Annotated in this window: 3 protein-coding genes and 1 pseudogene; 1 reads left to right on the top strand and 3 read right to left on the bottom strand. The window is 70.1% G+C overall.

Translation table 11 applies throughout. From position 1 onward, the window contains the following. Positions 1–34: 34 nt before the first annotated feature. Positions 35–5467, bottom strand: a complete 5433-nt coding sequence (locus GAA2_RS09855) for a non-ribosomal peptide synthetase (protein ID WP_248664732.1) — start codon at positions 5465–5467, stop codon at positions 35–37. Continuing rightward, positions 5464–10805: pseudogene (locus GAA2_RS09850) on the bottom strand (amino acid adenylation domain-containing protein); the annotation flags it as partial. The pseudogene GAA2_RS09850 and the gene GAA2_RS09855, both read right to left, overlap by 4 nt. A gap of 289 nt (positions 10806–11094) precedes the next feature. Between GAA2_RS09850 and GAA2_RS09845 the strand changes: the two are divergent. Further along, positions 11095–11997, top strand: a complete 903-nt coding sequence (locus GAA2_RS09845; protein WP_040004872.1) for a hydroxymethylglutaryl-CoA lyase — start codon at positions 11095–11097, stop codon at positions 11995–11997. A gap of 47 nt (positions 11998–12044) precedes the next feature. Here the strand turns inward: GAA2_RS09845 and GAA2_RS09840 are convergent, their stop codons facing one another. Next, positions 12045–12491, bottom strand: coding sequence for a universal stress protein (locus GAA2_RS09840; RefSeq protein ID WP_191834929.1), 447 nt, complete (start codon positions 12489–12491; stop codon positions 12045–12047). Between the last annotated feature and the right edge of the window lie 147 nt (positions 12492–12638).

The following is a 12638-nucleotide window of genomic DNA, read 5'->3' as shown; positions in this document are numbered from 1 at the left end:
GGCCACCTCCGCAGTCGAACGCGGCTCGGCCAGCTCAGGCAACGGTGTCGATCGCCGACGCGAGGGCCTCGACCGTCGGCGCGTCGAAGATCACCCGCACCCCGATCTCGACACCGAGTTCGGCGCCGAGCCGTGCGACGACGCGCGTCGCGGACAGCGAGGTGCCGCCGAGGTCGAAGAACGAGTCGAGTGCGGACACGCCCGGTGCGTCGTCGGCGCCGTCCATGCCGAGGACCTCGGCGAAGGCCGCGGCGACCGTGCGTTCGGTCGCGGTGCGCGGTTCGACGTGGACGCCGCGGGAGAACTCGGGTACCGGCAGCGCGGCCCGGTCGAGTTTGCCGGTGGCGGAGAGGGGGATCTCGTCGAGCGGGACGATCGCGGTCGGCACCATGTGCGCGGGCAGCTGCCGTGCGGCATGGGCTGCCAGCGCCGACACGTCGATGACCGCACCTTCGCTGTGGTGAACCCACGACACCAGCACGGTCTCGCCCGACGTCGGGTGGGCGACACCGGCGGTGGTCGAGAAGTCGACCGCTGCATGACTTTCCAGCACGGCGTCGATCTCGCCCGTCTCGATCCGGAATCCGCGGATCTTGACCTGGAAGTCGCTGCGACCGAGGAAGTCGAGCTCCCAGCGGTCGTCCCGACGACGGCGGCGGACGAGGTCACCGGTCCGGTACATCCGCTCGCCCGGTCGCCCGAACGGCGCGGCGACGAACCTCTCTGCGGTCAGGGCGGTGTGGTTCAGGTATCCGGCGGCCAGCGCCTGGCCGACGAGGTACAGCTCGCCCGCGACGCCGGGTGGCACCGGATGCAGGCGGGCGTCGAGGACCAGCACACCGACTCCCGCGATCGGTCCGCCGATCGTGACGGGCCCGCCGGGACGCATGGCGCCGGATGCGGTCGACCAGATGGTGGCCTCGGTCGGACCGTACAGGTTGTACATGATGCGTCCGTCCGACCAGGCGCGGACGAGTTCGGGCGAGCAGGAGTCGCCGGCCACGCACACCACGCGGAGATCGGGGAACGCCTCGACGGGAACCGTGGCCAACGCACTCGGTGTGATCGTCATGTGCGAGACGGCCTCGTCGGTGATGACTGCCGCCAGCTCCCGGCCACCGGTGACGCCCGGTGGCACCACGACCAGGGTCGAGGCGGCGGCCACCGCGACCAGGGTCTCGAACACCGAGGCGTCGAATCCCGGTGCGGCGAAACGCAGCACCCGCGACGACGGGCTCAACTCGAAACGCGACCGGGCGTCGGCGACGAGATCGGCGAGCCCGCGGTGCGTCACCGCGACGCCCTTGGGACGACCGGTCGAGCCCGAGGTGAAGATGACGTAGGCCGTGTCGTCCATCCGGACGGACGGCAGCGGGTCATCGAACACACCCGACTCCGGCGCCCATCGCGAGCGGTCCGTCAGGTCGAGAAGATCCTCGACGACGAGCCAGGAGGTGCCGACGTCCGGCTCGCTCGGTGCGCCGGCACCGCCGACGGCATCCGCCGCCGCGCACGTCACGCCGAGCGTCGTGGCCAGTGTGCCGGTCATGTACCGGATGCGTTCGGCCGGCTGAGACGGGTCGATCAGTCCGGCCGCCGCCCCGGTCCGGGCGATCGCCCAGAAGGCCACCGTGCCGACCGACGAACGGGGCACGGCCAGTGCCACGACCGTGCCCGGTCGTGCACCCCGCGACCGGAGTTCCGCGGCGAGCAATCGTGACGCCGCATCGAGTTCGGCGTAGGTCAGCGAGTGTTCACCGTCGGTGACGGCGACACCGTGCGGATGGTGGGCCACCGCGGAGTCGAGTAGCGCGGGCACCGCGACCGCCGAATCCGTGAGGGCCGGCGAGTTCACGAGTGCCGGGACGGCGTCGGACTCCCCGGTCGGCAGGTCACCGATCGGGGTCTCCGGTGCGTCGACGACCGACCGCGCGATGGATTGCAGGCGATGCAGCAGGTCGGCGATGGTGTCCGCGTCGAACAATGCTGTCGCGTAGGTGATCACGACGGGCGTGTCCTCGTCGCGAGGCCGCCCCGGTGGGTCGACGACCGTCACCTGCAGATCCACCTTGGCGGTGGTGACCGGTACCTCGAGTTCGGAGACGACCAGTCCGGGGAGTTCGACGACCGGCCGTTCGGTGTTCTGAAAGGCGAGCGCGACCTGGAACAGCGGCGGGTGCGCCGTGCTGCGGGCGGTCGTGACCTCCTCCACGACCGTTTCGAACGGCAGATCGGCGTGATCGAGGGCAGCGATGTCGGTCTCGCGGCAGATCGCGAGAACCGTGGCGAAGTCCGCGTCACGTCGCAACGGGGTGCGCAGCGCGAGCGTGTTCACGAACATCCCTACGAGACTGTCGAGCTGACGCTCGCCGCGACCTTCCACCGGTGTGCCGATCACCAGATCCGCGCTGCTCCCCGACCGCAGCAGCGTGACCGCGAGAAGCGCGTGGACACACATGAACATGGTCGCGTCGTGCCGGTCGGCGAGTTCGAGCAGGCGGGACCACGTCGCGGCGTCGATCACCGCGGACAGTTCCGCCCCGCTCTCGTCGCGTACGGGCGCACGTGGACGGTCCAACGGCAGATCGGTGAGCTCGGGGACGCCGGCGAGCTGTGTCTTCCAGCAGGCGAGCTGACGGGCCGCGAGCGACGCGGGGTCGGCGCTGTCCCCGAGGATCTCGTGATGCCACACCGCATAGTCGACGTACTGCACGGTCAGTGGCGGCCACTCCGGGGCACGACCGGACAACCGGGCCTGGTATGCCTGGACGAAGTCCGCCACGAGCGGCGCCATCGACCCACCGTCGCCGATGATGTGATGGACGACCAGCACCAGCACCCATTCGTCGTCGGCGACCCGGATGAGCCGCGCCCGGACCGGCGCTTCGTTCTCGAGATCGAAACCGCGCGTGACGATGTCGGCGACCGTCGCGGTCACCCCGGGTGTGCCGGTACCTCGCATGTCGATCGGTGGATCCGCCCGGGCGTCGTGCCGCGCGGTATCGGGATCGTCGATGATCTGTCGGGGAACCCCGTCGCCGGCGACGAACCGTGTGCGCAACGTCTCGTGACGGACGATCAGGTCGTCGAGCGCCGCGGCCACGGCCGCTGGATCGACAGGTGTGCCCGGCGCGTCGGCGTCCGAGCGGCCTCGCAGGCGCAGGACGGCCGGGATCAGGTAGGCCGCTCCCCCCGGGTTCATCGTCTCCAGGAACCAGATCCGGCGCTGGGCCGGTGACAACGGTAACGGCCCGGTGCGGTCCACCGGACGCAGCGGCGGCCGCGCGGGTCCCGGCTCATCGCCGTCGGCGAGTCGCTGGTCGATCACCTCGGCGAGGCCGCGCACCGTGGGCGTCGCGAAGAGGTCGCGCGCGGCCACCGTGGTCCCCAGGTCCTCGGTCGCGCGCGCCGCGACGCGGGTCGCGGTGAGTGAATTGCCGCCGAGGTCGAACAGCGAGGCGGTGACGCCGATCTCGTTCTCGCCGAGGATCTCCGCGACGAGAGCGGCCAGCCGCTCCTCGGTCGGGGTGGCGGGCGGTTCGTCGATTCCCGGGTCGTCGGTGGCGTCCGGTTCGGGCAGGAGCGTGCGGTCGAGTTTCCCGTTGACCGTGAGCGGCAGCGCGTCGAGCCACACGAACAGGGTCGGCACCATGTACTCCGGCAACGCGGCCGCGAGACGGGTCCGGACGGTGGCTTCGCCGGGTCCGTTCCCGGCGGTGGGTACGAGATAGCCGACGAGATGTTCGGTGTCGCCGCGCATGCGGATGTCGGCGCCGGCCGCGTCGATGCCGTCGACGGCGGACATCGCCGACTCGACCTCGCCGAGTTCGATACGGAACCCACGCAGCTTCACCTGTCCATCGCGCCGGCCGACGAACTCGATCGATCCGTCCCTGGCGACGCCGATGTCACCGGTTCGGTACATCCGGCTGCCCGGCGGGCCGAACGGGTCGGCGACGTAACGCGTCGCCGTCAGGCCGTGGCGCCGGAGGAAACCCCGGGTCACCTGGACACCCGAAACGTACAGTTCGCCGGGCACACCGTCGGGCAGCGGCGCGAGCCGTGCGTCGAGGACGTGCACGCGGGACCCGAGAAGCGGTTGTCCGATGTCCGATGCCGTTGCGGCGTCGACGAATCCACGCGTGAGCTCGCGCCGCGTCATGTACACCGTCGTCTCCGTCGGCCCGTACATGTTGTTGAGCTGGGGCCCGGGGACGTCGGCTCCCGGCCTGGCCGGCGACCCGTCGGCGGCGCGGTCGGCCTGCCACTTCCGCACATGCTCGTAGTCGAGGAGCTCACCCGAGAAGTGGAGGCGCCGAACCGATTGCGGGAGAACCGAACCATGCGGCGGCCGGACCGCCGCGGCGAACTGGTAGAAGGACGACGGCGTGAAGTTGACGACCGTGACGCCCTCGCGGTCGAACACCTCGACCACGTCGTCCGGCGCACGCGTGGTGGCATGGTCGAGCACGACCAGGCGGCCCCCGGCGAGGAGCGCCGCCCAGATCTCGCCCACCGACACGTCGAAGGCATACGAGTGGAACATCGACCACACGTCGTCGGGCGTGCTCTCGACCAGCGCGCCGAGCGCGACGAGCAGGGAGATCACGTTGTCGTGGGTGACCACAACACCTTTCGGCACACCGGTCGATCCGGAGGTGTACATGACGTAGGCACTCGTATGTGCGCCGACTCGATCGGGAAGCGCCACCGGGACCGGTTCGGCCCACGCCGTCAGATCGTCGGGCGTCGAGACCCGGGCAGGCATGTCCGCCCAGGCGGCGGCGGTCTCGGGGTCGGCGAGGACGAGTACCGGCGCGGCGTCGTCGACGATGGTTCGCAGCCGCGCGATGGGATGGGTGCGGTCCAGCGGCAGGTAGGCCGCGCCGGTCTTGAGCACCGCGAGCAGTGCGACGACGAGCTCGGTCGACCGTGGCATCGCCACGCCCACCAGCGATTCCGGCCCGGCTCCGGCGGCGGCCAGTGCGCGGGCGAGCCGTTCCGTCCGATCGTCGAGCTCGCGGTAGGTGATCGCCGCGCCGTCGAGGTCGGTGAGCGCCACTGCGTCTGCGCGTCGGCGTGCCGACACCCGGAAGAGACCCGGGAGGGACTCCACGTCGCGCGTGCCGAGAACGTCGTCGATCCGCCGTTCGAGGTCGGCGAGGACCTCACCGGCGGTGGCCGCCAATTGTGCCGGGGTGCTTCCGGTTCGGGGCAACAGCGCCGTGACCGTCGCGCGCACCGCCGGGGCCGGATCCACACCGCGGGCGGCCAGGGTGGTCGCTGCCGCCGTCACCCGCCGGTGCAACTCACCGAAGGTCACGGGCCCCGACGCACCGACCATCGCCTCGGCGTCGGCCGCGTGGGTCGCGGCGAAGGTGAGCCTGCGCAGCACCGCCGGCTGGTGAGTGGACCCCGCGGACGTGCGCGCCCCGACGCTGCGCGATACCGAGGTGTCCGACGTCACGCGGGGTCCGCCCGGTTCCGTCGGGGTTCACCGTTCACCGCATCGGCGCCTACGCACAGTGCGTTCGTCGCCGCGGTGCGGATGCACGCGAACACCTCGTCGATGGTGCGGTCCGCGTCGGCGAGGAGCGTGGTGACCACGACCGTCAGCGCCTCACCCGGGTCCTCGTCCGGCACGGAGAAGGCCATGGCGACCGAGGTGGCCTCGAGGTCGGCGAAGGTCACCGACGGCGCCCCGGGGATGCCGATCACCGCGTCGGGCACCGTCGCGGCGACTGCGGACACGAGTTCGTGGAGCGCCTGCTCCTCGTCGACTACCTCCGACGACTGCCTGTCGGCCCAGATGGACAGGTCGCCGACCGGGGTGCCCGGCCGGGCCGCGATGTCGGTGAGCAGGTTCCGGTAGCGCTCGACGATCCGTTCGGCACCGGCTCGGTCGAAGAGGTCGGTGTCGTAGGCGATCTGGCCACCGAGTGCACCACCCCGATCCACCCCGTCCAGGTCGTCCGGGTACACCATGATCTCCAGATCGACCTTGGCCGCGATCGACGCCGGGGGCCGGACCCGGACGGACAGACCGTCGAGGCTCACCTCCGGGAAGTCGAGGTTCTGGTACGAGAGCATGACCGAGAACAACGGGTTGTGGCGGCCGCGCCGGCCCGGTCCCGTCTCGGCGCGGTTCAGGTGGTCGACGATCTGGTCGAAGGCGACGTCGGCATGGGCCAGGTCGGTGACGTCCTCGGTCCGTACGCGTCGCAGAAGCTCGTCGAACGGCTCGTCGAGGCGCAGACGCGTTCGGAGCGGAACCGTGGTCGCGAGCATGCCGACCATCTCGGCCAGGGCGGGATCGTCGCGGCCGGCGAACGGCGTCCCGATCACGATGTCCTCGCTTCCGGACAGACGGCCGATGAGGACCGCGAGCGCCGCGTGCATCACCACGAACTGCGTCGTGTTGTTCACACGCGCGAGATGTTTGAGAACCGTTGCGGTTTCGGGCGGGATGCTCAGGTCGACGACACCTCCGCGGTGCCGGGGTTCGGCCGGCCGCGGACGGTCCGTCGGGATCACCGCCGGTTCCCGTACCGTCCCGAGGCGTCGTTCCCAGTACTCGAGTTGAGCCCGTTCCTCGGTCAGCCCACCGGGTGCCTCGGCCGCCAGCCGCTCGGCATGCCAGATCGCGTAGTCGGCGTACTGCACGCGCGGTGCGCTCACGGTCGCCGTCCACGGTCCCGCCTGCCCACTGATCCGGGCACGGTAGGCCGTGGTCAGGTCGCGGGCCAAGGGCCGCAACGAACCGCCGTCGGCGTTGATGTGGTGCACCACGAAGACGAGGAGGTGGCGGTCGGACGCCAGTCGCAGGATCACCGCCCGGATCGCGTTGGGGCCGGTCAGGTCGAAGCCCGGTTCGACGACGGCGGCGATCTCCTCCCCGACGCGGTCGGGGGTGGTGTCGACGAGGGCGACCCGGAATCCGCGGAGAGCATCAGCGGCCGGGATGATGACCTGAACCGGCCGCCCCTCGTGCAGCGGGTACCGCGTCCGGAGCGACTCGTGGCGGGCGATCACGTCCCCGAGTGCCCCCGTGAGGGCCGGGATGTCGAGGGGCCCATCGAGTTCGAGGGTGAATCCGACGTTGTACGCCGACGACGACGGGTCGATCTGGTTGAGTGACCACAGTCCGCGCTGCACACCCGTGAGGTCGACCATGTGCGGCCGTTCCCGCGGTGTCAGGACACGTCCCGTCCCGACGGACTCGACGGTGTGCAGTGCGGCGACGAAACTCGCGACCGTCGGGTTCTCGAACAGCAGGGCGAGCGGCACCCGCCGGTCGACGTGCTGTTCGACCCGGTAGGTCACCTTGGTCGCCGACAGCGAACTGCCTCCGAGGTTCGAAGAATCCGTCGTGCACGCTGACCGTCTGGAGTCCGAGGACATCGGCGAAGATCTGCGCCACTGCCGCCTCCAGACGGCTTCGGGGAGCGACATATTCGCGAGCGGGTGAGATCTCGACGGCCGGCAGCGCACGGCGGTCCACCTTGCCGGTGCGGGTGACCGGGAACTCCTCGAGCACCTGGACGGTGTGTGGGACGAGATGTGCCGGCAGGTGGGCGACCGCGTGGTCGACGATCTGCTCGGGTGCCGGACTGCGGCCCGGCCGGCCGGTCACATAGGACACCAGGACCGTGTCGCCGGCCGGCGTGGGCATCCCCGCACTCACCGAGTGCTCGACGTCGGGGTGGGTGACGAGCACTGCGTCGACCTCCCCCGGCTCGACCCGCATGCCGCGGATCTTGATCTGGAAGTCGTTGCGGCCGTGATAGATCAGCTCGCCATCGGGTGTCCATGAGACGAGATCACCGGTGCGGTACATCCGTGTGCCGGCACCGAACGGGTCGGCGACGAACCGGCCCGCGGACAGCCCGGCGCGTCCGTGGTAGCCCCGTCCGAGCGCACGTCCGGCGAGGTAGAGCTCGCCCACGACGCCGGGCGGCACCGGTCGCAGACCCGGGTCGAGAACCCGTGCTCCGACGCCGGAGATGGGGCGCCCGATGGTCACCGGCGCCGTCGCGCGCAGCGGTCGGGACGCGGTCGCCCAGATCGTGGTCTCCGTGGGACCGAACAGGTTCAGCAGGCGCCGGCCATCGGCATCCCACCGAGCGACCAGTTCCGGCGGGCACTCCTCCCCGCCACCATGATCGTCTCGACGTCCGGGACCGACGCCGGATCGATCGTCGCCAGAGCTGTCGGCGTGGCCACGGCGTGCGTGACCCGATGCCGTGCGGTGACGTCCTCGAGTTCGGGTCCGGCGAACACGTCCGGCGGGCTGATCACCAGTTCCGCGCCCGCACAGATCGCGAGGATGATCTCCCAGACGGCGACGCCGAAACCCGGTGCGGCGAGCTGCACTACACGGGACGCCGGCGTGGCCCCGAGCCGGGCCTGCTGTTCGGCGACCATCTCCGCCAGCCCCGCGTGGGTGACCGCGGCCGCCTTCGGACGTCCCGTCGATCCGGATGTGAAGAGCAGGTACGCGAGATCGTCGACACGGGTGCGACGCGTCCGGTCCGCGTCGGTGACCGGATGGTCGCGGCGCCCGGCGATGTTCAGTTCCACCTCGAGGTCGTCGAGCAACCACTCCTCGACACCGAGGTCACGGACGCTCGTGTCACGCTGCTGCGGTGCGGCATCCGGTTCCGCGGCCCGGTCGGCGGCGACCACCGAGTCGACGGTGATCACCAGGGCGGCGTCGCTGTCGGCGAGCATCGCCGCGCGGCGCCGTACCGGCAACCGCGCGTCGATGATGACGAACGCGGCCCCACTCATGGCCACCCCGAGCATCGTGAGCACCATCCGGGGCGACCTGGGGATGCTGACGGCGACCACCTCTCCCGGCCCCAGTCCGCGGTCGGCGAGGACACGGGCGATCTGATGCGTCACCGTGGCCACCTCGGCCCAGGTCAGTCGTGCGGTACCGTTCGTGGCCTCACCAGTGAGGGCGACCGCGGCGGGGTCGGCGGTGGCGAACCCCCGGGCGATGAGCTCCGCGAGGGTCGTCTCCGGACGGGCGCCGCGGCGTGGTGCGGCGAGCTCGCGCAGCGCGTCGGGTTCGAGCAGATCGATCGCGGCGAGGACACGATCGGGCCCCGACACCATCTGGCTGAGCACCCGCCGCAGCCGGGACGCCAAGTCGCGGACCGTGCTCTCGTCGAAGACGATCGGTGGCGTAGGCGAATTCGACGACATAGTCGTCCGAACGCTCGGTCACCGAGACGGTGACGTCGTACTTCGCCGACGGAACCCGCGCATCGAGCAGTTCCGCCGACCCCGTCCAGTGCGACAGGTCGGTCAACTGGTCGGGCTGCACGCTCAACGCGACCTGGAACAACGGCGAATGTGACGGCGACCGTTGCGGCGCGAGGGCGTCGACGACGCGCTCGAAGGGCACGTCGGCATGACTCATGGCCCGAGCGCAACGGCGATGTGCCCCGGTGACCAGATCCCGCACGGTGTCACCGGGCCGCAGTGCGGTGCGCAGGACCACGGTGTTGACGAACATGCCGACCAGATCGGCGACGGCCGGATCGTCGCGCCCGGCAACCGCGGTACCGATGCTCATGTCGTCCACCGCGGCGAGCCTGCCCAGCGTGAGGGCAAGCGCGGACTGAAGACCGCGAACGGGGTGACGGCCAGCGTGGTCGCCAGCCGACGGAGGTCGGCGGACAGCTCCGCGTCCAGGGTGACGTCGAGGTGGGCTCCCGCACTGGACATCACCCGCGGGCGCGGACGGTCGGTGGGCAACTGGAGCAGATCGGGTGCGCCGTCCAGTTCCGCACGCCAGAACTCGAGACCGTCGACCAGCGCCGGTGAGGGTTGTTCAGGCGTGCCCAGGACCTCGGCGCGTTCGACGGCGATGTCGGCGTACTGCAGCGGCAGCGGGGTGAACTCGGGGGACTCGCCGGCACGCCTGCTCTCGTAGGCCGTCATCAGATCCCGGAGCAACGGCCGCAACGAGTGTCCGTCGGCGGCGATGTGATGCAGCACGAGCACCACGACATCGCCGCGAGGGTCCCCGGTGATCAGCCGGCACCGGAACGGAATCTCTTCTGCCAGGTCGAATCCCACGTCGGTGATGGCGGCGATCGCCGCTTCGAGCGGTTCCGCGGCAGAAGCCTCCCGGCGTCCCTCCGTGCTGATCCGGACAGGTTCGGAATCGAGTACGGCGCCGGCGGACGCGGTGTCGAGGATGCGCTGTTCGGGTTCGCCGTTGACGGCCGGGAACACGGTACGCAGGATCTCGTGCCGGTCGAGGACGTCGAGCGCTGCTCGACGCAGCACCGCGGTGTCCACCGCGTGGGTGAGCCGCAGCGCGCCGGACATGTTGTAGGTCGCCTCGGCGGGTGACATCCGGTTGATGAACCACAACCGGGTCTGTGCCTGGGACAACGGTATCCGTGCCGGGCGTGGCCGGCGTCGACGCTCCGTGGACACGGGCGGGGTGTCCGAGACGACGGCGCGGGATGCGAGATCGGCGAGGTCGTCGCTGTCGAAGACGTCGGTCAGGGCGATCGTCAGACCGTGCCCGATCCGGGCCCGGGACACCATGCGTGCCGCGAGGATCGAGTCAGCACCCAGGGCGAAGAGGTTGTCGGACAGGCTGATCCGTTCTCGGCCCAAGCCTGGGCGACGAGGGAGACGATCGCCTTCTCGGCCGGTGTCCGCGCCTCGCGGAATTCCTTGGCGCCGGCTGTCAGGTCCGGGGCGGGCAACGACGACTGGTCCAGCTTCCCGGAGCGGGTCGTCGGGAAGTCGGCGAGGAACACGACTGCGAGCGGCACCAGCCGCTGACCCGTCCCCCGAGGCTTTCGCTGAACAGCCACGAATCATACGCTTTACATCTCTTTTGAGATCGAAAGTGATACAGCGCATCTCGGCTCCACACGACGCTCCGCACGCTGCCGCGAACTGCTGTGACTGGTGGGACCACGGAAGTCCCACGGAGTCACTTCGTTCACTTCTGTAGCGCGACAGCACTTACGTTGCGGTTTGGATTCGGTCGTTCGACCGACATCCGCTCGATGGAACGGATCTCCTCGCGCCCGCCATCCCCGACGGGGCAAGATTGGGCACATGAAAAGCGTGCAATTGGTCGAGGTCGGCCCTCGAGACGGCCTCCAGAACGAACAGACCATTTTGTCGGTGGACGACAAGGTCGAGCTGATCTCCCGCAGTGTCGAAGCGGGGATCAGTCGCGTCGAGGCGGTCAGCTTCGTCAACCCGAAGCGGGTGCCGCAAATGGCCGGCGCCGAAGAGGTCATGGCGCGGGTGCCGCGAGTCGACGGCGTCTCCTACATCGGACTGGTCCTCAACCGACGAGGTCTCGACCGTGCACTCACCGCAGCCGTCGACGAGGTCAACGTCGTGGTCGTCGCGACCGAGGAGTTCAGTCAGCGGAACCAGGGCTGCAGTGTCGACGAGGGCGTCGCCGCCGCCGTCGACGTCGTGCGCGATGCGCGAGCAGCCGGTCTCCGGACGACGGTGACCATCGCCGTGTCCTTCGGCTGTCCGTTCTCCGGAGAGGTCGCACCGGAGTGGGTCGGCGAGATCATCGCGCGGCTCACCGACGGTGCGGCGCCGGACGAGATCGCCCTGGCCGACACCATCGGCGTCGGCGTTCCGGCGCAGGTGCGCACGCTCGCCGATCTGGCCGCCGCACACGCGCCCGGGATTCCGCAGCGCTGGCATTTCCACAACACGCGCAACACCGGCTACGCCAATGCGCTGACCGCCCTGGACACCGGGGCCAGTGCGCTCGACGCGTCCATCGGCGGTTTCGGCGGTTGCCCCTTCGCGCCCGCGGCGACGGGCAACATCGCGTCGGAGGATCTGCTGTATGCGCTCGACCGGTCGAACATCTCGACCGGTGTCGACATGTACGGACTGATCGACGCCGCGGAATGGCTGGGCAGGTCCCTGGAAAAGAGCGTCCCCGCTCTCCTCGGGCGCGCCGGAGGGTTTCCGGAGGCCCGCTGAGGCGGGGACTGGCTCGTCAGCTCGAAGCCGGCGGGCGACTAGCTGTACTAACCCGTGGTGTGCACGATCAGCACGTCGCACGCCGACTTGCGCGCCACATCGGCCGGCACCGATCCGAGCAGGCGCCCGGCGATCGAGTTCAGGCCGCGGTTACCGACCACCAGGAGATCGGCCTTCACGTCGCTCACGAGCTGGAGCAGTGCGTCGACCGGCGCACCCTTGACGGGGCGCTGGACGATGGTGGCGGCTCCGGCCTTGGACGCGCGTTCCTTGGCGGTCCGCAGGATCTCCTCGGTCGGCGTCGAGCCGGTGACCTGGTAGGCCTCGTCCTTGAGGATGTCGGCCGCCTCCCCGGCGCCGCGCTCGCTGGGGAAATACGCGCACGCGATCACCAACTGCGCGCGTTCGCCCGCGAGTGCCCCCGCACGTTCCACCGCCTTCATCGACGACTCCGAGCCGTCGGTCCCGACGACGATGGTCTCGTATGCGCTCATCCCAACCTCCGACATGAATTCGCCTCGCTGCCCATCAGCGAGGCGTCACCTAATATCCCCCATATTGCAGGGTTCTTTCACCGGGACATTAGTTTGCCACGGCGTGTCTGTCCGCCGATCGTGGTGATCGGCACACCGTCCGGAAGC

Source organism: Gordonia ajococcus, from assembly GCF_012974285.1.
In the GTDB taxonomy this organism is placed as follows: domain Bacteria; phylum Actinomycetota; class Actinomycetes; order Mycobacteriales; family Mycobacteriaceae; genus Gordonia; species Gordonia amicalis.
Note: the sequence above shows the minus strand (reverse complement) of the source record. Positions and strands in the feature narration are given on the sequence as shown.

What these genes read in the sequence shown, in the direction of transcription:
- GAA2_RS09845 (WP_040004872.1), top strand. Translation starts at nt 11,095, where the DNA reads ATGAAAAGCGTGCAATTGGTCGAGGTCGGCCCTCGAGACGGCCTCCAG.
- GAA2_RS09840 (WP_191834929.1), bottom strand. Translation starts at nt 12,491, where the DNA reads ATGAGCGCATACGAGACCATCGTCGTCGGGACCGACGGCTCGGAGTCG.